General features: G+C 59.8%; 24 protein-coding genes. 11 read left to right on the top strand and 13 right to left on the bottom strand.

All coding sequences use genetic code 11. The features are described from left to right. Positions 1-390 precede the first annotated feature (390 nt). The 6 genes from rpsO to rbfA all read right to left on the bottom strand — a co-directional run bounded on the left by rpsO (position 391) and on the right by rbfA (position 4,534). A complete protein-coding gene (rpsO, locus tag AC2FLE_RS14070) occupies positions 391-660 on the bottom strand; it encodes a 30S ribosomal protein S15 (protein ID WP_142640015.1) in 270 nt (89 codons plus the stop codon). 145 nt (positions 661-805) lie between these two features. Beyond that, positions 806-1,819: a calcium-binding protein gene (locus AC2FLE_RS14065; protein ID WP_496697757.1), complete on the bottom strand. Its 1,014-nt coding sequence runs from the start codon at positions 1,817-1,819 to the stop codon at positions 806-808. Between the two features lie 94 nt (positions 1,820-1,913). Further along, positions 1,914-2,417: a DUF1643 domain-containing protein gene (locus tag AC2FLE_RS14060; protein ID WP_496697755.1), complete on the bottom strand. Its 504-nt coding sequence runs from the start codon at positions 2,415-2,417 to the stop codon at positions 1,914-1,916. A 21-nt stretch (positions 2,418-2,438) separates the two neighbouring features. Beyond that, positions 2,439-3,344, bottom strand: a complete 906-nt coding sequence (gene truB, locus AC2FLE_RS14055; protein ID WP_496697753.1) for a tRNA pseudouridine(55) synthase TruB — start codon at positions 3,342-3,344, stop codon at positions 2,439-2,441. A gap of 60 nt (positions 3,345-3,404) precedes the next feature. Continuing rightward, positions 3,405-4,142 (bottom strand): phosphodiester glycosidase family protein, encoded by a 738-nt coding sequence (locus tag AC2FLE_RS14050; RefSeq protein WP_496697752.1) that lies wholly within the window; start codon positions 4,140-4,142, stop codon positions 3,405-3,407. Continuing rightward, entirely contained in the window at positions 4,139-4,534 is a 396-nt protein-coding gene (gene rbfA / locus AC2FLE_RS14045; protein WP_142640024.1) for a 30S ribosome-binding factor RbfA, read from the bottom strand. The genes AC2FLE_RS14050 and rbfA overlap by 4 nt, the downstream gene beginning before the upstream one ends. A 91-nt stretch (positions 4,535-4,625) precedes the next feature. Here rbfA and dapB point away from each other — a divergent pair, with 91 nt between their 5' ends. Further along, entirely contained in the window at positions 4,626-5,435 is an 810-nt protein-coding gene (dapB, locus tag AC2FLE_RS14040) for a 4-hydroxy-tetrahydrodipicolinate reductase (RefSeq protein WP_496697750.1), read from the top strand. A 25-nt stretch (positions 5,436-5,460) separates the two neighbouring features. Here dapB and AC2FLE_RS14035 read toward each other — a convergent pair whose 3' ends face one another. The 3 genes from AC2FLE_RS14035 to tmpA are packed head-to-tail and all read right to left on the bottom strand — an operon-like array spanning position 5,461 to position 7,846. Continuing rightward, complete coding sequence (locus tag AC2FLE_RS14035; RefSeq protein ID WP_496697748.1) at positions 5,461-6,126, bottom strand: ureidoglycolate lyase; 666 nt, start codon at positions 6,124-6,126, stop codon at positions 5,461-5,463. Beyond that, complete coding sequence (gene tmpB / locus AC2FLE_RS14030) at positions 6,123-6,713, bottom strand: (R)-1-hydroxy-2-trimethylaminoethylphosphonate oxygenase (RefSeq protein WP_496697746.1); 591 nt, start codon at positions 6,711-6,713, stop codon at positions 6,123-6,125. Before tmpB ends, AC2FLE_RS14035 begins: the two co-directional genes overlap by 4 nt. Further along, complete coding sequence (gene tmpA, locus AC2FLE_RS14025; RefSeq protein ID WP_282022384.1) at positions 6,710-7,846, bottom strand: 2-trimethylaminoethylphosphonate dioxygenase; 1,137 nt, start codon at positions 7,844-7,846, stop codon at positions 6,710-6,712. Before tmpA ends, tmpB begins: the two co-directional genes overlap by 4 nt. 98 nt (positions 7,847-7,944) lie before the next feature. Between tmpA and AC2FLE_RS14020 the strand changes: the two genes are divergently transcribed. After that, complete coding sequence (locus AC2FLE_RS14020; protein WP_281973775.1) at positions 7,945-8,802, top strand: LysR family transcriptional regulator; 858 nt, start codon at positions 7,945-7,947, stop codon at positions 8,800-8,802. Here the strand turns inward: AC2FLE_RS14020 and AC2FLE_RS14015 are convergent, their stop codons facing one another. After that, positions 8,803-8,985, bottom strand: coding sequence for a DUF1674 domain-containing protein (locus tag AC2FLE_RS14015; RefSeq protein WP_142640036.1), 183 nt, complete (start codon positions 8,983-8,985; stop codon positions 8,803-8,805). Positions 8,986-9,074: 89 nt separating this feature from the next. Between AC2FLE_RS14015 and AC2FLE_RS14010 the strand changes: the two genes are divergently transcribed. From AC2FLE_RS14010 to AC2FLE_RS13980, 7 genes are all read left to right on the top strand, one after another. Then, positions 9,075-10,331, top strand: coding sequence for an RsmB/NOP family class I SAM-dependent RNA methyltransferase (locus AC2FLE_RS14010; protein WP_496697744.1), 1,257 nt, complete (start codon positions 9,075-9,077; stop codon positions 10,329-10,331). Between the two features lie 90 nt (positions 10,332-10,421). Continuing rightward, entirely contained in the window at positions 10,422-12,161 is a 1,740-nt protein-coding gene (locus AC2FLE_RS14005) for a heparinase II/III family protein (RefSeq protein WP_496693042.1), read from the top strand. A 22-nt stretch (positions 12,162-12,183) separates the two neighbouring features. After that, a complete protein-coding gene (gene purH, locus AC2FLE_RS14000; protein ID WP_496697742.1) occupies positions 12,184-13,773 on the top strand; it encodes a bifunctional phosphoribosylaminoimidazolecarboxamide formyltransferase/IMP cyclohydrolase in 1,590 nt (529 codons plus the stop codon). Then, positions 13,773-14,243, top strand: a complete 471-nt coding sequence (gene lspA, locus AC2FLE_RS13995) for a signal peptidase II (protein WP_496693040.1) — start codon at positions 13,773-13,775, stop codon at positions 14,241-14,243. The genes purH and lspA overlap by 1 nt, the downstream gene beginning before the upstream one ends. 50 nt (positions 14,244-14,293) lie before the next feature. Beyond that, complete coding sequence (locus tag AC2FLE_RS13990; RefSeq protein WP_271952136.1) at positions 14,294-14,812, top strand: DUF3035 domain-containing protein; 519 nt, start codon at positions 14,294-14,296, stop codon at positions 14,810-14,812. A gap of 81 nt (positions 14,813-14,893) precedes the next feature. Further along, positions 14,894-16,234: a M16 family metallopeptidase gene (locus AC2FLE_RS13985; protein ID WP_142640049.1), complete on the top strand. Its 1,341-nt coding sequence runs from the start codon at positions 14,894-14,896 to the stop codon at positions 16,232-16,234. Then, complete coding sequence (locus AC2FLE_RS13980; protein WP_496697739.1) at positions 16,231-17,535, top strand: M16 family metallopeptidase; 1,305 nt, start codon at positions 16,231-16,233, stop codon at positions 17,533-17,535. Before AC2FLE_RS13985 ends, AC2FLE_RS13980 begins: the two co-directional genes overlap by 4 nt. Before the next feature lie 3 nt (positions 17,536-17,538). Here the strand turns inward: AC2FLE_RS13980 and AC2FLE_RS13975 are convergent, their stop codons facing one another. The 3 genes from AC2FLE_RS13975 to deoC all read right to left on the bottom strand — a co-directional run bounded on the left by AC2FLE_RS13975 (position 17,539) and on the right by deoC (position 21,791). Next, positions 17,539-18,270 carry a Crp/Fnr family transcriptional regulator gene (locus AC2FLE_RS13975; RefSeq protein ID WP_281996041.1) on the bottom strand — a complete coding sequence of 244 codons (732 nt, stop codon included), beginning with the start codon at positions 18,268-18,270 and terminating at the stop codon, positions 17,539-17,541. A gap of 177 nt (positions 18,271-18,447) precedes the next feature. Next, positions 18,448-20,781 (bottom strand): aldehyde dehydrogenase family protein, encoded by a 2,334-nt coding sequence (locus AC2FLE_RS13970; protein WP_496697737.1) that lies wholly within the window; start codon positions 20,779-20,781, stop codon positions 18,448-18,450. An 11-nt stretch (positions 20,782-20,792) separates the two neighbouring features. Further along, positions 20,793-21,791, bottom strand: coding sequence for a deoxyribose-phosphate aldolase (gene deoC, locus AC2FLE_RS13965; RefSeq protein WP_496697735.1), 999 nt, complete (start codon positions 21,789-21,791; stop codon positions 20,793-20,795). A gap of 198 nt (positions 21,792-21,989) precedes the next feature. On the opposite strand from deoC, the gene AC2FLE_RS13960 reads away from it, so the two are divergent. Further along, the gene (locus AC2FLE_RS13960; RefSeq protein ID WP_282022376.1) at positions 21,990-22,943 is read left to right on the top strand and encodes a metal ABC transporter solute-binding protein, Zn/Mn family; all 954 of its coding nucleotides are present in this window, start codon (positions 21,990-21,992) and stop codon (positions 22,941-22,943) included. Positions 22,944-22,946: 3 nt separating this feature from the next. Next, on the top strand, positions 22,947-23,750 hold the full coding sequence (locus tag AC2FLE_RS13955; protein ID WP_496697733.1) for a metal ABC transporter ATP-binding protein: 804 nt from the start codon (positions 22,947-22,949) through the stop codon (positions 23,748-23,750). Positions 23,751-23,752: the final 2 nt, after the last annotated feature.

The following is a 23,752-nucleotide window of genomic DNA, read 5'->3' as shown; positions in this document are numbered from 1 at the left end:
CCTGAAGGCAAAAAAGCGGCCGTCTTTAGGGGCGATTCTATCGTGCAAGCAGGCGGAACCGTGGCTCCCAATAAAAACGGGCGCGCCCATTGTGGGCGCGCCTTGAAAAGGGAGGACTATGAAAAACCTAACGCTCGAAAAAAAATAAGCGCCTACTCACTACAGTTCCTAGACTGCAGCGATTTGAGCAGCTTGTCGGTGAAGTGGATCACACGGCGCGAAAAAAGTTTCCATCGTCCGAGATGTTGTCGTGATCGGTCATCGAGAAGGCAGCGAAAGGCTTTTCTTCAAGGTCGGAGAGAACCCCAAAACCAAATACGCCCGCCGAATGGCGAGCGTATCATGATCAATAGGCTTTTCAGCCTCTGTATCAAAAACAGCAGCGCGCGCTTAGCGGCGGATGCCCAGCTTTTTGATCAGGTCCTGGTACCGTGCTTCTTCTTTGCCTTTCAGATAGTCCAGCAGCTTACGGCGCTGGGCAACCATCTTCAGAAGACCACGGCGACCGTGGTTGTCTTTCTTGTGGGTCTTGAAGTGCTCGGTCAGGGTGGTGATGCGCGAGGTCAGGATGGCAACCTGGACTTCTGGCGAACCGGTGTCGCCGTCCTTGGTTGCGAATTCTTTCATGACGCGATCTTTTTCAGCGGCAGTAATCGACATCGGGGTCTCCTTTGAAAAGGTTAGGGTTGATGGCACAGGCCGGGATGTCGTCCAGCGCAGGCCCATGGAGAAAACCGCATCGATTCCGACACGGATGCGCGCGTATAGGCGCATTTGCGGTCAATGGCAAAGGGATTCTGGAAATTCAGCCCAGCGCGCTGAGCTGCGCCAGGTCGCCTGAGGATATCAGTTGAATGTCATCGGCGCTGACTCCGTCTGCCCCGATCAGCTGCACCACGTTCTGCCCGTCGACAATTACTTGGGTCAGGTTCTCGTCTTCGGTGTCTGTCTTGATCTGAATGTCGGGGTTTTCCTGACCTTCCCATGAGATCAGTAGCTTGTCTTGACCGGGCTGAAAATCCATGACGGTTACGGCGTCGTCATCCGGTTCGGGCGAAACAGCGATGTCATCATCGCCTTCGCCTCCGGTTACGATATCCCCGCTTTCAGCAATGATCGTATCATCCCCGGCGCCACCGTTCAGGAAATCCACCGCGTCGGGGTGCTCTCCATCCTGACCGTCCAGAATATCGTCGTCATCACCGCCGAACAGCACGTCCTCGCCTTCGCCACCGCACAACCGGTCATCACCAAACCCGCCATGCAGTGCGTCATCGCCCTCACCGCCGGTCAGAATGTCGTCATCCTGCCCGCCATACAGCTCATCCTCGCCCATCCCGCCGTCCAGGTGATCTGCGCCGAAATGCCCGTAAAGTGCATCATCCCCCTCATCGCCCGAGATTTGATCGTCGCCCGCCCCTCCGTGAAGGACATCCTGGCCAGTGCCGCCAAAGATCGTATCAGCGCCTCCTCCCCCATGCAGGGTGTCATCGCCTTCGCCACCATAAATCGTGTCATCCCCCGCATATCCATTGATCTGATCGTCGCCTTCCAGACCGGTCAGGATGTCCAGATCCTCGGTACCCGCGATGATCATGTCGCCCTCGATTTCGGATATGATCGTCCCGGTCGAAATCTCGGGCGCTTCGGGTTCCTCGACATTCTCACCGACGTCAAGGAATTCGCCGGTTTCGACCGCAGGAGGCTGGTCGTCGACGACATCGTCCTCACCAGGATCTTCATCTATGTCAAAGACATCGCCGATGGCATAGGCCGCCCCGCCGACAGCTGCCAGACTCAGCAATCCGATCAGAAACATGACAACCTCCTTGAACGCATTGCTTCGAGGGTGAAATGTCTCATGCAATCAGGGCTTTGGTCAAAGCCTAGCTGAGCTTGTGGTTAACCCTTTGTCACCAGGGTTCGGGGTTTTGCGTGTAAGCGATATAGAGCGGATGCTTGGGGTGGCCGTCCTTGGTAAGCCCAAGGTGGTACATCGTCTGACCGGTGCCGCGCAGCAGGGTTTCGACGGCGGTGCCTCGATCCAAATGCGCGCCATGGGTGCCCCAGGCAGCGATGACCTGATCGGCCCAGTCCACGCCATTCAGAATGGCCATGTCATTCTCTGGCCCCACCGGATCGGCAGCGGCCCGCATCTTGCGTGGATCAGTATCGCGCCATGCAAAGATATTGGTGACCTGAAACGCGCCGAACCCCAGCGCGCGCGCCCGGCGTTCGCAGCGTTCAACCGTGGGATCGTTCTGCACCTCGGTCGCGGTGGAGGGATTCAGCATCACAAACAGCGCCTTGCGCCCGGCCGGATCCCAGATGCGCGTCAGGCTATAGCGGTATCTCTCGCAATCCGAATAAACAGCGGTCGAGGGCGCGTCGCCCTTGGTATGTGTGCGCGTGATCATGGGTTTCGACTAGCACGCAGATTACGTGACGAACACCCGGCTGGGATGCAATTCGCCGGATTTATAGATGCCGACCGCCACAGCCTGACCATCCAGCGAGGCCCAGGCCTCATCCCCGTATTCCACATCGGACGCCAGAACCATACCAGGGTTGCCGTTACGCAGACGGGTCGCACCTTCGGGCGTGCATTTCAGTTCGGGCAGGTCCGATAGGCCTGTTTCCAGCGGGTGCAGGTAGTCATCCAGCGCGGTGGTTTTGGCCATCTCGTCGATCTGTTCAATGCTCAGCCCGTCTTTGGTCTCGAACGGGCCGGACCAGATACGGCGCAGCTCGCGGACATGGCCGTAGCACCCCAGCGCCGCGCCCAGATCACGCGCGATCGATCGGACATAACCACCCTTGCCGCAGGTCATTTCCAGCATGACGTGGTCGGCATCTGGGCGATCAACCAGAACCAGTTCCTCGACCCACAGAGGGCGCGCAGCGAGTTCCACATCCTCGCCATCGCGGGCCAGCTTATAGGCACGCTGCCCGTCGATCTTCACCGCCGAGAATTTCGGCGGAACTTGCATGATTTCACCGATAAAGGGCGCGAGGGCCTCTTTGATGTCATGATCCGAAGGGCGCGCATCGCTGCTTGCGATTACCTCGCCCTCGGCGTCATCGGTATTGGTGGCCTGACCTAGTCGCACGGTGAAGGTATAGGCCTTGAGTGCGTCGGTGATATAGGGAACGGTTTTGGTCGCCTCACCTAAAGCCACGGCCAGAACGCCGGTGGCCTCGGGGTCCAGCGTCCCCGCATGTCCCGCCTTCTTTGCGTCCATTGCCCAGCGCACCTTGTTGACCACGGCGGTCGAGGTCATGCCCGCGGGCTTGTCCACCACCAGCCAACCGGAAATGTCGCGACCCTTGCGTTTGCGTCCCATTGTGCACCTTGTTCTATGCCGAGGCGCGCGAGTTAGCGGATCGGTCTGGCCCTGTCAATTTCAGGGCGTGTCTTCAACCACACCGACAATCGGCCCCAGCGAGAACCCGACATCGGATCGGCTGTTCGCCCGGTCATACATGCGAGAGATATTGCCGTCGAAGAACAGCGCATTCGGCGTTTCCAGCACATCGCGGAACAGGCTGCCGAATTGGTGGAAGGTGACGTAATCCTCGGAAATGGCGAACACCGCGCGGGTGCCATCGGCGCTGGTGCCCACGCCATTGCGCACATAAACCGACGTCGAATCAGGCAGGAACCTTGGGTGCAGCTCTCCGTCGATGACAAGCATCGGGCCGGATTGGCTGGCAAAGCGGCATTCGGGGGCCTGTTCAATGAATTCGAGCGTTTCAAACACGTCGGCGCGGCCCTCGCGGATGCAGAACACCCCGTTGGGCAGAAGGCCGAAGTTTCCGGGACCGGGGTTCGGGATCACACGCATCTGCTCCTGCCCGTCCTCGACATAATGGCCGACGGGCGAGCGGTCGTCGTGATACATGCCTGCGTTCATCGCAAAGGCCAGACGCTTGCCAACGGGCTCCAGCGCCTCATTCACCGCCGAGAAATGCCCTAGCAGGTCGCCATTCTCGTCATTGAGGAACAAGCGCATGTCCTCATTCGCGGCATCCACCTCGCAGACAGTGTAGCGTTTGTCACTATGCGTGACCTTTTCGCATGTCACTGCCCCGGCTTGCGCCGCCCACAGGAAAGCGACCAAAGTGACAAATGCCCGGATCACTCGTCGAGATCGCGGCGCACCGCGTCCTGATCGAACATGCGGCGGGTGTCATCCAGACGGTCGAATGTGTCATCCAGCCGGAATCGCAGATCGGGGGAGAATTTCAGCCCGACCTTTTTACCAACCATGCGCCGCAGCTCGTGTTTGTTGCGGGCCAGCAGTTCGATCACATCCTCCTGCCCTTTGCCGCCCAGGGGCAGCACAAAGGCGGTGGCGATCTTCAGATCGGGCGAGGTGCGCACCTCACCCACAGTGATTGACATGCGATTCAGGTCGGGATCGTGGACATCTCCGCGCGCCAGAACCTCGGACAGGGTGCGGCGGATCAGTTCGCCGACACGCAGCTGTCGTTGGGACGGGCCGGGGCCATCGTGGAATTTGTTCTTAGCCATATCCCCGATCTAAGCGCAAAGCGGGGCTTTGCCAAGCGGGTGCGAACCGGGTAGGAGGCTTTGAGCCAATCAATGCAAAAGGACCAGCGCAATGACCCATATTCCGGGGATCGTCATCACAGGGGCTTCGGGCCGTATGGGTCAGATGTTGATCAGGACCGTGACCGACAGTGATCAGGCCCGTCTGGTCGGCGTGATCGAGCGCACGGGTCATGATTGGGTTGGGCAGGATGTGGGCGTGGCCATGGGCGGTGCAGCGCTGGGCGTCACGGTGACCGACGATCCGCTGGAGGCCTTTGCCCAGGCGCAGGCCGTGATTGATTTCACCGCACCCGAGGCGACGCTGGAATTCGCCGCGTTGGCGGCGCAGGCGCGCTGTGTGCATGTGATCGGCACTACCGGGATGAGTGACGAGCAGATTGCCGCTCTGGAGCCGGCCTCACGTCATGCGGTGATCGTGCGGGCGGGAAATATGAGCCTGGGTGTGAACCTGCTGGTACAGCTGACCAAAAAGGTCGCTGCCGCGTTGGATGAAGATTTCGATATCGAGGTGATCGAAGGGCATCACCACCACAAGGTCGATGCGCCCTCGGGCACCGCGCTGATGCTGGGCGAGGCCGCTGCCGAAGGGCGTGGTGTAGATCTGGCTGAGGTGTCCGATCGGGGCCGCGATGGTATGACCGGCGCGCGCAAACGGGGCGATATCGGGTTCCATGCCATTCGCGGCGGCGACATCGTGGGTGAGCATGACGTGCTATTCGCGGCACCGGGCGAACGCATCGTGCTGCGCCACCTGGCCACTGACCGCGCCATTTTCGCGCGCGGCGCCCTGAAAGCCGCACTTTGGGGGCAGGGTAAAGCGCCTGGCCAATATGACATGGTGGACGTTCTGGGGCTTTGACACCGCCCGGGAGCCGACAGACCGACTACAACTCTCGGATCTTATCTGCGCGCAAAGGGCAGGCGAGATAGACGCCGAATTCTTTGCCGATATCCGCACTGACCCGCGCGTGAACCTTGCCCTGCCGATCCAGAAAACGCTGATTGTCCTCGACCGGGAATATCCCCTCGTGCCAGATGCCAGGATGGATATACAGCCCGCGTGACCCATCACACCAAAAGGCCACCACTTTTTCCGGTGTCAGATTGTCGCCCGGCAATGCGGCAGGGATGATGAAAGGCTTGTTGTCGATCGGCCAGAACATCTGTCCGCCATCGGGGTGATAGTTCATGTGCCAAAGCAGAACTTGATCACGCGGAGCAGTTTGCCGGTTGGCGTTGGCCTGTTGCGGATCAGTGGACCAGCCGAGGACATAGTGGCCGTTGACCGCTTCGTTCTCGCCGTAAAGGACGTCCCCTTTCCACTCACCATGAAATGTGCCTTCGACCCAACCGGCTTCATCGCCGGTACCTTCGTCGATGGACCGCCAACCCTGTTGCGGCCAACGGACGATTTCAATTTCGAATTCGGGGTCGTCGACCAGACAGCCATAGTCCTTGACCGACTTGTCTGTAGCACGGATCAGGGGGACCTCGTGCCAAGGCAGGGAGGGTTTGGTGTTGGCCTCAAAAATGTATTCTGGCGCGTTCATGTGAGCTCCTGATATTTTTCGACCATTCGCTGCACCATCGGCGCAAAATGGTTGAAACCGGGGATTTCCATGTCTGCACGTTTACCTGCTTCGTCCAGATAACGCACCTGAATGATCTCTTTCAGGTTCGGGTTCTGCTCGAATTCGGCAACTTCTCTGGCACTCATCGGCCCGCCTTGCAGTTCCAGTGTATGAACCGAAGCCGTGGACAGGCGGTTGAAATATTCGGGCTTGGTAGCGCAAAGATACCGTTTGGCCGCCACGTGATAGCGGCAGCAATCGGTGATAACTGACGGAAAGAACTGTTCCAGCACCTCGGCGCCTGCATCTTCGTGATGGCGGTCTTCGGTGTCGTCGGGGTGGTACGTGCCGAATTCGGATGTGAAATGACCGATATCATGCAGCAATGCCCCTACGATGATCTCTTCGGGCATGCCGTTCTGTTCGGCAATGGTCGCGCCCTGCAGCATGTGTTCTGCCATGGTGACGGGTTCGCCCAGATATTCCTCGCCGCCGCGGCGGTCAAAGATATCCCCGATGAAGGCCACGATATTGTCGGGGGTCAGGGTCGAGAAATCAGGTTTCATTCCGCCGCCTCCAGTGTCGCCAGTTCCATCGCCGCCAGGGTTGACAGTAAGCCGTCCTTGTCGGCGTAGCAGCCTTGCAACCACCGCGATCCGGCGCCGGAATAGCCCAGACGCGCGTGCAGGACGCGGGTGTTGTCAACGATGAAGCTTTCGCCCGGCTCCAGCTTGAACGACACGCCCATGGCCGGATCGTCGATTATCTCACCCAACTGGCGATAGGCGGCGTAATAGGCCTCCATCAGATCGAAAGGGATGTCCACAAACGGAGCCGACGAGCGGTTGTTAAAGCGGATACCGATCAACTCGCCATCGGGCGATAGCTCAATCATTGGGCGGCGCGACCGCAGGCAGACCCCGTCCGAGCCCTTGTATTCGAACCGGGCCGGGAAACCTGCCAACAGCGCAAATCCATCGGGGTTCTGATCGCGCAGTTTTTCCGCCGCCCGGAACCCGTCCACAACAATGGAATCGCCACCCTCGGCGCTGTTCTCCAGGCAGTACAGGATCTGCAATGTCGGTACCGGGTCGCGATAAGGGTTGTCCGTGTGCGCCTGCAGGCCAAGCCCTGTAAAGGCCAGGTTGGTCGGGTTCACCTCGGTTCGAACCTCGAAATAGGGGCCATAGTTGGTCTGACGGACGTATCCGAACAGATCAGCCACCTTCAACAGGGATTCCGGTTCGGTCGGGCCACTGGTCAGTTTGGCAAACCCGTATTCGGCGACCATTGCCAGCCAGCCGCGCTTGGCTGCGGGGTTGGCGTGGACGTCGCTCCAGTCGGCGCTGGGCGCGTCGAGCCCTTGCTCCCAGGTGGTGATCCCGGGCGCGGTGCGGCCAAAGGTGCGGCTGTCCTCTTGGTCATAGCTATGCGCAGCCAGCCAATCGGCGGGGAAAGTGACAGTCTTGTTTTCGGGTTGAAATGTGACAGTGAGGTCGCCGTTGGCCACTGAGGCAGCGCTGACCATGGTATCGGCGGGGATATCGCCAATGGTGATCAGGCGCTGTCCGTTGCCCGGTGCCCGTGTGTCAGGATCAAGCGCGTTGTCGCGTAGCCAGATGGCGTGAAAGCGGGCACTTGGGCCTGTATCGAATTCCACGGTGACGATTGACGGAGTATGGGTGGCAGAGCGCAGCATGGGGTTTCTCCTGTTCGCGCGGGCTTTGCTTGAGGATATACGCCCCCTGTGGCATTACGACAATTAATCCTTGTTGCTGCTGAGGCCTGGAAAAACTTATGGATAAAAAGAAGATCGGCTTGCCCCCGCTAGACTGGTTGCGCGTATTCGAAGCGGCGGGGCGGTTGGGTGGATTCTCGGCAGCGGCGCGCGAGTTTGGGCTAACACAGGCTGCCGTCAGTCAGCGCATCGGCAACCTTGAGGCCTGGTTGGGCCGCACGCTGTTTGTGCGCGAGGCGCGCGGTGTATCGCTGACCGTCGAGGGCGAAAGCTATCTACCGCTGGTTCAGGACAGCTTGCAGGCGCTCGAACGCAATACCGAAGACCTTTTCGGAAAATCCCCGCGCGAATTGCGGGTGGCTGGCCTGTCTTCCCATATTAAGGCCCTCGTCATACCCGCTCTTGCACGTTTTCACGTCCTGCGCCCCAAAGTGCGGGTGCTGACAGATTCTGTAGCGCGACGGTCTTCGCTGGATGAAGAGAGGACTTGGCTTCAAATCCGCTATGGGCGTGGGGCGTGGCCCGGGCGCGATGCCGAACTGATTGCGGCCGAAGTGCTAGTGCCGATGGCAGCGCCGGGTGTGGATTGGTCCGCGCCCTTGATTGATCTGCGCGGTGAAAGGCCCGGCTGGCGTGATTGGGCGAAAAACACCACTCAGACCGACCTGCCGCCCTCGAAAATGAGCTTCGATTCGATGGAACATGCGATTTCGGCGGCTCGGCAGGGTTTGGGCGTTGTGTTGGGATCCATGCCCTTGGCGCAATCGGACTTGCGAGCGGGGCGGTTGCGTCGACTGGATTTGCCCGAATTGAACGCAAAAGATGGCTATTGGCTGACCTGGCCCGAAGAGCGTGCGAAATCCAATAAGCAACGGGCGCTCATCGCGGATTTTCTGCAGGCCCTGCGCGGGGATTGATCAGAAATCTATCGCGATGCCTTTCTTTTCCCAGTCGCCATAACGTGCAGGATCGGGGCCGTCGCGTCCGCCCAGCTCTTTGGGTCGCGCTTTTGCGTCGGCTTCGGCCTTGCGGCGGCGGTCCTCCGCCTCGGCCAGCGCGCGTTGTGCGGCAGGCGGCAGGTCTTTGGGCTCGTCACTCATGACATCGGGTTCCTTTCAGTGCATTGGCTTGATATACGCCCCCGTCCGCCCTTGGCAATGCGGACGAGGGTCACATCAAAGGCGATTCAATGTCCGATAACGCAACGGCCGCGCGACGCAGCGCAATCTTCCTTCTGGATCAGATCTTGGGTGAGGGGCGGCTGATGTCAGAATGTCTGGCTGCAGGTGCGCTGGAGCGATTGGCACCAGAAGACCGGGCGCGGGCACAGCGGCTGGCGTTGCAAACGCTGCGTGGGCTCGAACGCGCCGACCGTCTGTTGGACAATCACCTGAACCGCACCCCCGCCGTGACCGTGCATAATGCCCTGCGTCTGGGAGCGGTTGAGCTGTGCCATGGCGAGGCAGCGCATGGCGTCGTAAATTCCATGGTTGAGATTGTCGGTCGCTCGCGCAAGCATGGGCGGCTCAAGGGGTTGGTGAACGCGGTTCTGCGCAAAGTCGCGGCGGAAGGGCCAGAGGCTTGGCCGAAAATGCGCGTGCCGCGCCTGCCCGAGTGGCTGCGCGATCCGTTGATCATGGCCTGGGGTGCCGAGGCCGTGACCGGCATGGAACTGGCGCATTTCGAGGGCGCGCCGCTGGATCTTTCGGTCAAGCCAGGGGCAACCGCGCCGGGTGAGATGCTTCCGACCGGTTCGATGCGGGTTCGGGATGCGGGGCAGGTGTCCGCTCTGCCGGGATATGATCGCGGTGACTGGTGGGTTCAGGATGCCGCCGCCGCACTGCCTGTCCGAGTCCTGGCGCCCAAGGCCGGAGAGAAAATTCTGGACCTTTGCGCTGCGCCCGGTGGCAAGTCGTTGCAGCTGGCGGCTGCGGGGGCCGATGTGACTGCGCTGGATATCTCGGAATCGCGGCTGGAACGAGTCCGCGAGAACCTGGCGCGGACGGGCCTGATGGCTACGGTCATCGCGGCTGACGCGCTGGAACACCAGGGTCAGTATGACGCCATCCTGCTGGATGCGCCCTGTTCCGCCACCGGCACGATCCGCCGCCATCCTGATCTGCCCTTTGCCAAGGACGGGTCGGAATTTGGCGCGCTGATCGAGCTGCAAACACAGATGCTTGCCCATGCCTGGACCCTTCTGAAACCGGGCGGGCGGTTGGTGTACTGCACCTGCTCGTTACTGCCCGATGAGGGCGAGGTGCAGGTTGAAGAGGCGCTACAGATGTATCCTGATATGCAAGCGGACCGGGCCGCTTTGCAGGTCGCGGGGGTCGAAGCCGGCTGGATCACCGAAGAGGGCGGTTTGCGTCTGCGGCCTGACTATTGGCCGGGGACAGGCGGCATGGACGGCTTCTATATCGCCTGCCTGACGAAATCGACCTGAAGGCACGCTTTTCGATGACTTGACGATTGCTCCGGTCTATCGTTGGGTCTCAGGCGCCAGCAGAGCGCAAGGGGCAGAGTAACGAGCGTCATGTCAAATTCGGACACCATGGCAAACCGATGGTCGCGGTTTCAGAACCGGCTTTATGCGCGGCTCAGTCAGCGGCGCAAAGCCGTTACCGGATTTGTGGGCGATCCGGAACCACGCACGGTTGGATCATTTGCGCGCGGGCGTCAGTTGGTGGCTGGGAACCTGCTGTTCTCGGGCTATCTGGTTGAGGCGCAGGATACAGGCTTATGGGATGTCACCGCGCCCAGCACCGGATTCGACGATGAACGCCACGGTTTTGCCTGGCTGGATGATCTGGCGGCTGTTGGCGACATCCGGGCGCGCGAAAAGGCGCAACGCTGGGTCTGGGGCTGGATCGAAGCACATGGGCGCGGGCACGGGCCCGGTTGGGCACCTGATCTGACAGGCCGGCGAGTGATGCGTTGGATCAATCACGCGATCTTTTTGCTGCGCGGTGTGGATGAGCAACAAAGCAAGGTCTTTTTCAGTTCGCTATCTCAGCAGGCCTGGTTCCTGTCGAAACGCTGGCATGCTGCGACGCCTGGCCTGCCCCGGTTCGAGGCGCTAGCCGGTCTGGTGCAGGCCGGTTTGGCTTTGGAAGGGCTTGAGCAGATGGCAGAGCCCGCCCTGCGCGCTCTGGCGCGGGAATGTGACAGTCAGATAGATCAAAAAGGTGGTATCTCCACGCGTAACCCCGAGGAGCTGCTGGAAGTCTTCACGCTGCTCGCCTGGACATCGGCGGCACTTAGCGATTTGGGGCGGGGTACACCTGGGGCGCAGGCGAATGCGATTAAACGGATGGCCCCGACCATGCGCAATCTGCGTCATTCGGATGGTGCACTGGCCCGTTTCCACGGGGGCGGGCGCGGGGTCGAGGGGCGTCTGGATCAGGCTCTGGCGCAAAGCGGCGTCAGACCGCAGAGCGAGAACGGCCTGTCCATGGGATTTGCCCGTCTCTATGCGGCACGGACCAGTGTGATTATTGATGCCAGTTCGCCGCCCAAAGGGGATGCGTCATATAACGCACATGCGTCGACCCTGGCGTTCGAGCTGACCTCGGGCCGCCGACCTCTGATTGTGAATTGTGGGTCTGGGGAAACCTTTGGGCTGGAATGGCGTCGGGCCGGGCGCGCCACGCCGTCGCATTCGACACTTTGTCTTGACGGCTTTTCAAGTGCGCGTCTGACCTCAGCTGTTCCTGGTACGGAACGTGAAGGGCTGGTCGACGCGCCAAAGGATGTTCCGGTCGAGTTCGAAGACGCGTTCGAGGGAACCCGGTTCATGGCCGGGCATGATGGCTATACGAAAGTGTTCGGCCTGACCCATGCCCGAACGTTCGAGCTGCGCTTTGACGGGCGGGAGCTGACCGGCGAAGATATTCTGCTTACCACAAGTGACAGGGCCAAGCGGCAATTTGACAAGGCGCTGGATGCGTCGAACCTGACTGGTATCGGCTTTGACATACGGTTCCATCTGCATCCGGACGTGGATGCGGCGATAGATTTGGGCGGTGCGGCGGTGTCCATGGCGCTCAAAAGCGGTGAGATTTGGGTGTTCCGCCATGATGGTGTGGGGAAATTGTCAATCGAGCCAAGTGTTTACCTTGAAAAGGGCCGTTTGAAGCCACGCGCGACAAAACAGATCGTTCTATCTGGCCGCGCAATGGAGTATGCGACGCGCATCCGGTGGACGTTGAGCAAGGCGCAGGATACAGCCTTTGCCGTGCGCGACCTGCACCGGGACGAGCCCGAGTTTGACTGACGCCAAAAGGACCTTTGGACCCATGACCGATCTTCACCCCGTGCGCCGCGCGTTGCTTTCCGTATCCGACAAGACCGGGCTGATCGAGCTGGGTAAGGCGCTGGCCGACCGCGGGGTCGAGTTGTTGTCGACCGGCGGCACAGCAAAAGCGTTGCGCGATGCGGGGTTGGAGGTGAAGGATGTCAGCGAGATCACCGGTTTCCCCGAGATGATGGATGGCCGGGTCAAAACGCTGCACCCGATGGTGCATGGCGGCTTGCTGGCCTTGCGTGACAATGACACCCATGTCGCCGCGATGAACGAACACGGCATCGACGCGATCGACTTGCTGGTGGTGAACCTCTATCCGTTCGAGGCGACCGTGGCTAAAGGCGCTGGCTATGACGAATGTATCGAGAATATCGACATCGGCGGCCCGGCGATGATCCGCGCCGCGTCCAAGAACCACGCGTTTGTCAATGTCGTGGTCGATGTCGAGGATTACTCGTCGCTGTTGGATCAGCTGGACGAGAATTATGGCAAGACCTCATATGGTTTCCGTCAGTGGCTGGCGCAAAAGGCCTATGCCCGCACCGCTGCTTACGACACCGCCGTGTCGAACTGGATGGCCGATGCGCTGCTGCTTGAGGCCCCCAAACGCCGCGCTTTTGCGGGCGAGTTGAAACAGACACTGCGCTATGGCGAGAACAGCCATCAGACCGCTGCATTTTATACCGACGGTACCAACCGACCCGGTGTGGCGACCGCCCTTCAGCATCAGGGCAAGGAACTGAGCTATAACAACATTAACGACACTGATGCGGCGTTTGAGCTGGTTGCGGAATTCGATCCCGTCAAGGGTGCGGCCTGTGCCATCATCAAACATGCCAACCCGTGTGGCGTTGCGACAGGAGGCACGCTGCTGGACGCCTATAAGGCCGCGTTCGACTGTGACCGTACCTCGGCCTTTGGCGGGATCGTGGCCCTGAATCAGCCGCTGGACGCTGAAACCGCGCAGGAGATCACAGGGATTTTCACCGAGGTTGTGATCGCACCTGGCGCCTCGGATGAGGCCAAGGCGATCTTTGCCGCCAAGAAAAACCTGCGCCTTCTGACGACCGAAGGCCTGCCGGATGTGACCGCCGGTGGCAAAACCGTGCGTCAGGTCGCGGGCGGTCTGTTGGTGCAAGACAAGGATAACGGTTTCGTCGGCATGGATGACCTGACGGTTGTCACCAAGAAGGCCCCGACGGATGAACAGATGCGCGACCTTCTGTTTGCCTGGAAGGTGGCAAAGCACGTGAAATCCAACGCCATCGTCTATGTTAAGGACGGCGCGACCGTGGGTGTCGGCGCTGGCCAGATGAGCCGCGTGGATTCGGCCCTGATCGCGGCCAAAAAGGCCGAGCGCATGGCCGATGTTCTAGGCCTGCCACAGCCGCTGACCATCGGCTCAGCGGTGGCGTCGGACGCGTTCTTCCCCTTTCCCGACGGTTTGATGGAGGCCGCAGAGGCCGGGGCCACCTGCGTGATTCAGCCTGGCGGCTCGATGCGAGATGACGACGTGATCGCCGCCGCAGATGAGGCCGGTCTGGCCATGGTCTTTACCGGCATGCGGCATTTCCGTCACTGATGCGTGCCCGATTGCTCCTCTGGGCGGCGCTGACCGCGTTTCTGATCGACCAGATCAGCAAGTACCTGGTCGTTCATGTGATGCGCGTGGCCGAAGAGCCGATCAGCGTTCTGCCGCCCTTTCTGGTGTTCAGATATGGCGAGAATCGCGGCATCAATTTCGGCCTGTTTCAGGGCAATGGCGACGCCGCGCGCTGGGCTCTGATCGGAGTTTCACTGGTGATTTCAGTGGGCGTGTTGATTTGGTTGATGCGCACGGCCCCCTCAAAGCTCATGTTGGTCTGTGGCGGCCTGCTGATCGGCGGTGCGCTTGGCAATGTGGTGGACCGCGTGTTGTACGGATATGTGCTGGATTTTCTGAACATGTCCTGCTGTGGTTTCGACAACCCCTATGTGTTCAATCTGGCCGATGTATTCATATTCGCAGGTGCGTTCGGGTTGGTGCTGTTTGATAGGAAAAAGCCCTCGTGACGCGGGTTTGGAAATACGATAAAAGCGCCTGAAACAGGCTGGAGACTTTCATGCGGTTGCCGCGTTCCATATTTGTTGTGACTATGAGTCTTGCGGTTGCGGGATGTTCGGATATCGGTCTGCGCCACCTCGAGCCGCCGGGCCCGGGCCCGGACGAGTTTGCGATTTTACCGGTCAAACCTCTGACCCAGCCAGAGAACTACAACTCCTTGCCCGCACCGACACCGGGTGGCACCAACCTGACCGATGCCAATCCCACAGGGGATGCTATTGCCGCGCTGGGCGGGAATCCGGCTGCTTCGAATCCAAATACCGCTGTGCCTGCCTCTGATGGCGCGCTTGTCACGGCCTCTAGCCGATATGGCGTTCCGTCAAACACACGGCAGGTCGTCAACCAAGAAGATGCGGATTTCCGCAAGCGTCAGGGGCGCTGGACCCGTTTGCGGCTGTTCAACGTAGATCGATATTCGCAGGTTTACCGTCGCTGGGCTATCGACCCGAACAAGCAAACCCAGGCTGCGCGGAACGCTGGGATCGAAACGCCATCGGCGCCGCCGGTCAATGAATAATTCTTAACTTTCCGTCATCGGGGTTGAACCCGGGCGGCACCACCGTAGTTTTAACACCAGAAACGAAACGGAGGATGCCCCATGGTTCGGGCTCTGGCACTGTCGGCTGCTCTGATCGCCGCCACCCCGGTTTTTGCCGAAGATGGGCACGAGGCGGTCACCACCTTTACGCTGGATAACGGTATGGACGTTGTCGTGATCGAGGATCACCGCGCCCCAGTCGTGCAGCACATGGTCTGGTATCGCGCCGGATCGGCGGATGAGCCGGTTGGTTCGTCCGGTGTGGCGCATTTTCTGGAACACCTGTTGTTCAAGGCCACCGACACGCTGGAGGCGGGCGAGTTTTCTGCCACCGTCGCGGCCAATGGTGGCAATGACAACGCGTTCACCTCGTATGATTACACCGCCTATTTTCAGCGTGTTGCTGCCGACCGGCTTGAGCTGATGATGCGGATGGAGTCAGACAGGATGCGCAATATCCGCCTGTCCGATGATGACATCGCCACCGAGCGCGACGTGATCCTGGAAGAACGTAACCAGCGTACCGAAAACAACCCGCGCGCCCTGTTCGGTGAACAGGTCAGCGCGGCGCAATACCTCAACCACCGCTATGGTGTCCCCGTTATCGGTTGGAAACATGAGATGGAAACGCTGGACCTGGACGATGCACTGTCCTTCTATCAGATCCACTATTCGCCAAATAACGCCATCCTGGTGGTGACCGGCGATGTTGAGCCAGACGAGGTCAAATCCCTGGCCGAGCAATATTACGGGGTAATCCCGGCAAACCCGGACCTGCCCGAACGGGTGCGATCACAGGAGCCGCCACAAACCGCTGAACGCCGTCTGACCTTTAAGGATGCGCGCGTATCGCAGCCCTATGTTCAGCGCAGCTATCTTGCACCCGAACGGGACGCAGGTGCGCAGGAAAAAGCCGCCGCCCTGTTCCTTCTGGCTGAACTACTGGGGGGCAGCACGACGTCGTACCTGAATGAAAAACTGCAGTTCGAGCAGCAAAAGGTCGTCTATACCGGCGCGTTCTACCGTGGCGTGTCGCTTGACGATACCACATTTGATCTGCTGGTTGTTCCGGCCGAAGGCGTGTCGCTGCAAGAGGCCGAAGATGCGATGGATCAGGCCGTGACCGATTTCATCGCCGAAGGTGTGAACGAAGAGGATCTGGATCGGATCAAAATGCAGCTGCGCGCCGCGCAGACCTATGCGCGTGACAATGTGGACGGGATCGGCAATCGCTATGGCCGTGCCCTGACCAGCGGGCTGACGGTCGAAGATGTACAGGCTTGGCCTGATGTCCTGCAGGCGGTGACCGGTGATCAGATCATCGCCGCCGCGCGCGAAGTGCTGCAGCCTGAAACCTCGGTCACGGGCTGGCTGATGCGAGACGATGAGGTAACGCAATGAAGCGGATATTTGTAACTCTGATTGCTTTGGTCATCGCAGTTCCTGCATGGGCCGAGATCGAGATTGAAGAAGTCACCTCGCCGGGTGGCATCACCGCATGGCTGGTCGAGGATCACTCGATCCCCTTCACCGCCCTGGAGCTGCGGTTCCGCGGTGGCACGTCGCTGGACGACCCGACAAAGCGCGGCGCGGTGTATCTGATGAGCGGCCTGATCGAAGAAGGCGCAGGCGAGATGGATGCCCGCACCTATGCGCGCGAGCTGGAATCTCTGGCCGCGTCGTTCGGGTATAGCGCCTCGGACGATTCAGTGTCGATCTCGGCACAGTTTCTGACCGAAAACAGGGATGAGGTGATTGACCTGCTGCGGACCACGATTCACGAACCGCGTTTCGATCAGGATGCCGTAGACCGTGTTCGCGCTCAGGTTCTGTCGGGTCTGCGGTCAGATCAGACCAGCCCCAGTGACATTGCCGGGCGCAGCTTCGCGGAAATGGCCTATGGCGATCACCCCTACGGTTCCGAAGGCAAGGGCACGATCGAGAGTGTCAGCGCCTTGACCCGCGATGATGTGGTCACGGCATATGAGAACGTGTTTACCAAGGATCGACTGTATGTAGGCGCGGTCGGCGATATCACCCCAGAGGAACTGGGCGCGGTGCTGGACGAGCTCTTGCTTGATCTGCCGGATACCGGCAAACCGATCCCTAGGCGGGCCGATGTGACGATCACTGGCGGAGTGAGCGTGATCGAGTTCGATACGCCGCAATCGGTGGCTCTGTTCGGCCATGCCGGGATCGACCGCGACGACCCGGATTTCTTTTCCGCCTATCTGTTGAACCACATTCTTGGCGGCGGGGGTTTCGAAAGTCGCCTGATGCAGGAAGTGCGCGAAAAACGCGGTCTGACCTATGGCGTGGCGACCTATCTGGTGCCAAAGGATCTGGCCTCTGTGTATCTTGGGTCGGTGTCCTCGGCCAATGACCGTATCGCCGAAGCCGTTGATGTGATCCGCAACGAATGGGCGCGCGCCGCATCCGAAGGGGTCACTCAGAAGGAGTTGGACGACGCCAAGACCTATCTGACCGGTGCCTATCCGCTGCGCTTTGATGGCAACAGCCAGATCGCCGGGATCATGGTGGGTATGCAGATGGAGGATTTGCCTATCGACTATATCGCCACACGCAATGACAAGGTGAATGCAGTGACGCTTGAGGATGTGAACCGGGTGGCCTCCGAACTGCTGGACCCAGATGGTTTGCACTTTACCATCGTTGGCAAACCCGAAGGTCTGGACGGCTGACCCTTAGGCCGCTGCAGGTCTTCTCTGGGCCTGCAGCGTGTGCTTGTTGCTGTTCAACAGCTTTTGCCGTGTATGTCGGAAATGCGCTGCTTTCAATGCATCGTCGATATGGCGGCTCCGCCGCAGCAAGCGCATCAGGCTGATATTGTCGAAGACCAGGCATTTGGTGGGTTCGGTGGCTATTACCGTGGCTGTGGCAGGCAGCCCAAGGCCAAAGGTCAGCTCTCCCAAAATCTCATCTTCTCCACATTGGTTGATGACCCGGCCGTTTTTCAGGATCGTGGTCCGCCCCTTTAAGACAAAGCCCAAAAAGTCGGTTGTCTTGCCTTCTTCGATCAGGATGTCACCGTTTTCATAGGTCTTGACGGCGGCGGTGTTCAACAGTTTCCGGGCTTGATGGGGTTTCAGCGATTCAAGGTGCAGGGCGATGAACTGACGTTCGTCGTCTGAGAACCGAAGCAGATGTCGGGACAGAAACCCGCGCAGCAGGCCCAGGATCGAGATCGAGATATAGGCCAGTTGAATGATCGAGCCCGCGAGGTTGAATTCTTCCGACATGCTGAACAGAACACATCCGGCTGCGGCGATCACAAGCAGGGGGTAGAGGCTGCCGTTGCCCCGGATGATCCCCATCTGCAGCAGAAAATAGCTGGTGATGTAGAGGCCCGCGCCAAAGACGCCGATCATCGTGGCGACCTGTACCAGTTCAGGAAACTCGTATGGAAAACTCAGCATGGACCGATCCAACCTTGTTAAGACTGGGTCCAAGCTGAGGGATAGTGGCGGCGCTGTATATGAACAATGTCACATGTTAATCATCGTTATGTTCATTCAATGATCACTCTATGCAGCAGCGCGCCATCTGTACCCGAACAAACTGTTTGCACCCCTGGGTTTTCCGGGGCTGGGGCCCTACTCGCCGTAGGGCACCCAGATGTTTTTAACCTCGGTCGCAGCCTGCAGGAAGCGGCGAGTCTGATCCTCGTGCCAGTCGGTTGCCATGGCGTTATTAACCCAACTCCGTTTCAGGTTCCCGGCCGAAGCCCGCTCGATCTCGGCCGACAGATCGGTAGACGAGAATGACCAGATCGCATCCACATTCAGATGCGAAGCCAGCGGCTTCGCCAGTTCCGTGTGGCTGCCAGTCAGGATGTTGACCACGCCAGCGGGCACGTCCGAGGTTTCGAGGATTTGGTAGAAATCCGTCGCCGCCAGCGGGTAAGGCTCGCTTGCCGCAAGAACCACCCGGTTGCCCATCGCAACAGCAGGCGCCATGGCCGAGACCAGACCCAGCAGCGGCGCCTCGTCAGCACAGAGCGCGCCGATCACGCCGACAGGTTCTTTCATGGCAATGGCCACGCCCCGGATCGGAACGCCGTGCACCTGGCCGTCATACTTGTCGGCCCAGGCAGCGGCGGTGAACAGGCGCTGGATCGAGGCTTCGACCTCTTTCGCGCCGTCTTTCCTGCCGGTCATGGCATCAAGGCGCGCAGCGAATTCACCCGCGCGGGCCGAGAGGTTTTCGCCGATGTAATACAGGATCTGTGCCCGCAGATGGCCGGTGGTCTTGGACCAACCCTTGGCCCCCGCTGCGGCCTCGACCGCGTTGCGGACGTCTTTGCGGTTGGCCAGACCCACATGGCCCAGCAGTCCAGACTTGCCCCAGACGGGTTTCGAATATCCGCTGTCAGGACGGGCCTGTTTGCCGCCGACATACATTTTGGCAGTACGGTCAATCGGATCGACCGGGGCACCTTCGCCCATCGCGGCCTCGGCCTTGGCCAATGGCTTGCCTTTGCCTTTATGCTTGGTGTAAGCGGTCAGACCTTCCCAGCCACCTTCGCGGCCAAAGCCGCTTTCGCGCACACCGCCGAACCCGGCTGCGGCATCGAACAGATTGGTGGCATTCACCCAGACAACGCCCGCGACCAGCTTCGGTGCGATATCCAGTGCAAGGTTCACGTTCTCGGTCCATACCGTCGCCGCCAGCCCGTAACGGGTGTTGTTGGCCAGCTCAACCGCCTCTTCCGGAGTACGGAAGGTCGAGGACACCAGCACCGGACCGAAAATTTCCTCCTGCATCAGTTGATCGGAGGTTTCGAGGCCCGAGATCAGCGTTGGCGGGTAGAAACAGCCATTTTCGGGCAGCGCGCCAGCCGCCTGATAAACGTGACCCGCGGAGTTGCTGTCGACCATGCTCTTGATGGTCTGCAACTGGACCGGGTCGACCACAGCACCCACGTCGATGCATTTGTCCAATGGATCACCGATGCGCAGAGTGTCCATTCGGGCGCGCAGTTTCTCGTGGAACCGATCGGCGATGCCTTCCTGAACCAACAGACGCGAACCTGCGCAACAAACCTGACCCTGATTGAACCAGATCGCGTCGACCAGCCCTTCGATGGCGGAATCGATATCGGCGTCGTCAAAGACGATATAGGCGGACTTGCCGCCCAGCTCCAAAGTCAGCGCCTTACCCGAACCGGCGGTCGCCTCACGGATGCGCCGACCCACTGCGGTTGAGCCGGTAAAGGCGATCTTGTCCACGTCCGAGGCCACGATCATCTCACCCACCGCGCCATCGCCCGTGACGATGTTGACCACACCCTTGGGCAGCCCGGCTTGTGAGCAGATATCGGCAAACAGCAGCGCGGTCAGAGAGGTATATTCGGCAGGTTTCAGAACGACCGTGTTACCCATGGCCAGCGCCGGAGCAATCTTCCAAGCCAGCATCAGCAGCGGGAAGTTCCAAGGAACGATTTGTCCACACACTCCCAGCGCTTCGGCGTTGGGTAGTTCGCTTTCCATCAACTGCGCCATGCCGGCGTGGTAGTAAAAATGGCGCTGTACCAGAGGGATGTCGATGTCGCGCGATTCACGGATCGGCTTGCCGTTATCCAAGCTTTCCAGCACTGCAAACAGACGCGAGTGCTTCTGCAGCAGGCGCGCGACGGCATAGAGGTAGCGCGCACGACCCGCACCGCCCATCTTCTCCCATTTTGGCTGCGCCTTGCGGGCGGCGGATACGGCGGCGTCGACATCGGCTTGCCTGGCCTGGGTCAGCTTGGCCAAAACCTCTCCGGTCGCCGGGTTGCGGCTGTCGAACCCCTTGCCCGGTTTGGTGAAGGCCCCGTCGATATAGTGACCAAATTTGTCACCCTGATCGACCAGCCAGGCCAGCGCTTCGGCTGAGCTTTCAGGGGCAGGGCCGTAATCCATGGTCTCGAAAATCTCTTTGACTGTCATTGTTTTCGTCCTCAGCCCATCGAGTGCCTGTAACCGGCGGAATAAGCACCCGTTACGAAATGTTCTAGCTGCCGTTCGATATCGCCCAACAGCGACGACGCGCCAAAGCGAAACAGGTCCGGCTCCAGCCAACGGTCGCCCAACTCATCCTTGATCAGCGACAGGTAAACTAGTGCGTCCTTGGCTTTGGAAATCCCGCCTGCGGGTTTATATCCGACACGATACCCGGTGCGGTCATAATAATCGCGGATCGCCCGGATCATCACCAGCGACACGGGCAGCGTGGCGTTGACGCTTTCCTTACCGGTCGAAGTTTTGATGAAATCCGCCCCCGCCATCATGCAGACCAGCGAGGCGCGCGCCACGTTGCGTAGGCTGCCCAGTTCGCCGGTTGCAAGGATGGCTTTGACATGCGCGTCGCCACAAGCCACGCGGAACGCTTTCATCTCGTCATACAAGGCCTGCCAGTCGCCCGACAGCACATGACGCCGAGAGATTACGATGTCGATTTCCTCGGCTCCGGCTTTGACGCTTTCTTCGATCTCGGCCACGCGCAGGTGGAACGGGGACAAGCCTGCAGGGAATCCGGTCGATACGGCGGCCACCGGAATCCCGGTGCCCCTCAGCGCATCCACAGCGGTTTCGATCATGTCGTGATAGACACAGACCGCGCCGGTGGTGATCGGTGGCATGTCCAACGCCTGAAGTGTTGCAGAAGCCACGGGTTGCCGCGCTTTGGCGCACAGGCGCCGGACACGGCCGACGGTATCGTCTCCCGATAGGGTGGTCAGGTCGATCAGGGTGATCGCCTTGAGCAGCCACGCCGCCTGGTAGTCCTTTTTCACCGAGCGCCGACCCGGCAGGGTGGCTGCGCGGCGCTCAACGGCCGAGGTGTTGACCTGTACGGCCCGCACCCAATCCAGATCAAGCTCCATTCCAGGGTTCCGGGGCTCGGTCACTTGCGGCAGATGCGCGGTGCGCACGGGGCTTTCTGAGCTCTGCGTTTCCATTTTCACATCCTTTGGGAGGTTTGTATCAAATTCGCACGGGTAAGATGCAAATGGAAGGCCATCCGGCATTGGAAGGGTAAATTTTTTGACCAAATGGACAAAATAGGCGTTTTCTTGCGAATAATTCTCAATAGCATTGACTTAGTTGCGAGCGGTTCTCATATTCATCTTAGCAAGATACCATTTCCGGGGTCTGACATGATTCGTCGTAGTTTCCTTGCAGCGCTGGCATTCGCCGCTGCATTCCCATTCTCGGCCTGGGCCGATGCGCCGCTGAAAGTGGTGGCCACGACCGGTATGATTGCCGATGCCGCCCGTCAGGTCGGAGGTGATCAGGTCGAGGTGAAGGGCCTTATGGGCCCTGGCGTCGACCCGCATGCCTATCGTCAGACCCGCAGTGATATCGTCGCTATGACCAGGTCCGATCTGATCCTGTGGCATGGTCTGTATCTTGAGGCGCAGATGGAAGAGTTCTTCCATGACCTTGGGCGTAAACGCATGGTCGTTGCGGTAGCCGAAGGCGTTGATAAGTCAAAGCTGCACGCGCACGACAATTATGCTGACAAATACGATCCCCATCTTTGGATGAGCCCGACCCTGTGGCGTGATGTCGTAATCGAAGTGCAAAAAGCCCTGACTCAGGCGCGCCCCGAGGCCGCGGACATCTTTGCGGCAAACACAGAGGCCTTTCTTGCGCAGATCGCGGAACTGGAGGCTTATGGCAAGCAAGTGCTTGCAGCGGTCCCGGAAAACAACCGTGTTCTGGTGACGGCACATGATGCCTTTGGGTATTTCGGTGCTGAATACGGGTACGATGTGCTTGGAATTCAGGGTATTTCAACCCAATCCGAGGCGGGACTGAACCGGATTAGCGAATTGGTCGATACGCTGGTTGACCGGCAACTGACGGCAGTTTTCGTGGAAAGCTCGGTCTCGGATCGGTCGATGCGTGCGCTGATCGAGGGCGCAGCGGCCAGGGGACATCAGGTTGAAGTCGGTGGACAGCTTTATTCGGACGCGATGGGCGAGCCCGGCACCTATGAGGGTACCTACATCGGGATGCTGGATCACAATATCACTGTAATTGCAGGCGCTCTGGGGGCTGATATTCCCAAAACCGGCATGAGCGGCAATTTGTCGGCGGGGTTTTAGGAGATGCTGGAACTGGCGGCACATCAGGGCATCCCCCTTTCGGAAAACGACATTGGAGAAAGTCCGCTGGCCGTTCGTGGCCTGACCGTCTCGTACGGGCAGAAGCCGGCGGTTTTCTCGGTTGATATGACCGTGCAACCGGGTGCCATGACAGCGATCATCGGGCCAAACGGTGCAGGTAAATCGACCCTGTTGAAGGCGGCTTTGGGGATTGTCTCACCCCTGTCCGGTCAGGTGACGGTGTTTGGCGATCGGCTGGATCGACAGCGGTCCCGGATCGCATATGTGCCGCAGCGGGCCAGCGTGGACTGGGACTTCCCGACGCGCGTGATTGACGTGGTTCTGATGGGCTTGTCGCGCGAACTGGGGCTGTTGGGGCGGGTGCGCGCCCGGCATAAGGCGCAGGCGATGGATTGTCTGCACCGTGTAGGGATGCGTGACTTTGCCGACCGGCAGATCGGCCAGTTGTCAGGCGGCCAGCAGCAGAGGGTCTTTCTGGCGCGCGCCTTGGCCCAGGCCGCCGATCTGTATCTGCTGGACGAACCTTTTGCCGGGGTTGATGCGGCAACGGAAAAGGCCATCATTTCCGTCCTGAAATCGCTGAAAGAGGCGGGCAAGACCGTGGTTGCGGTGCATCATGACCTGGCGACCGTCACCGACTATTTCGACCATGTTTTCCTGATCAACACGCGCAAAGTCGCCGAGGGGCCCGTGGCCGAGGCATTTACGGCCAAGACATTGCAATCTGCCTATGGCGGCCGTCTGGCTACTGCGCAGATCGACCAGATCTCACGCGCGCTGGGGTGAGT

It is taken from the genome of Ruegeria sp. CDSA077, assembly GCF_059612265.1.
The sequence above is the reverse complement of the archived record's forward strand: the minus strand, read 5'-3'. Positions and strand labels throughout refer to the sequence as shown.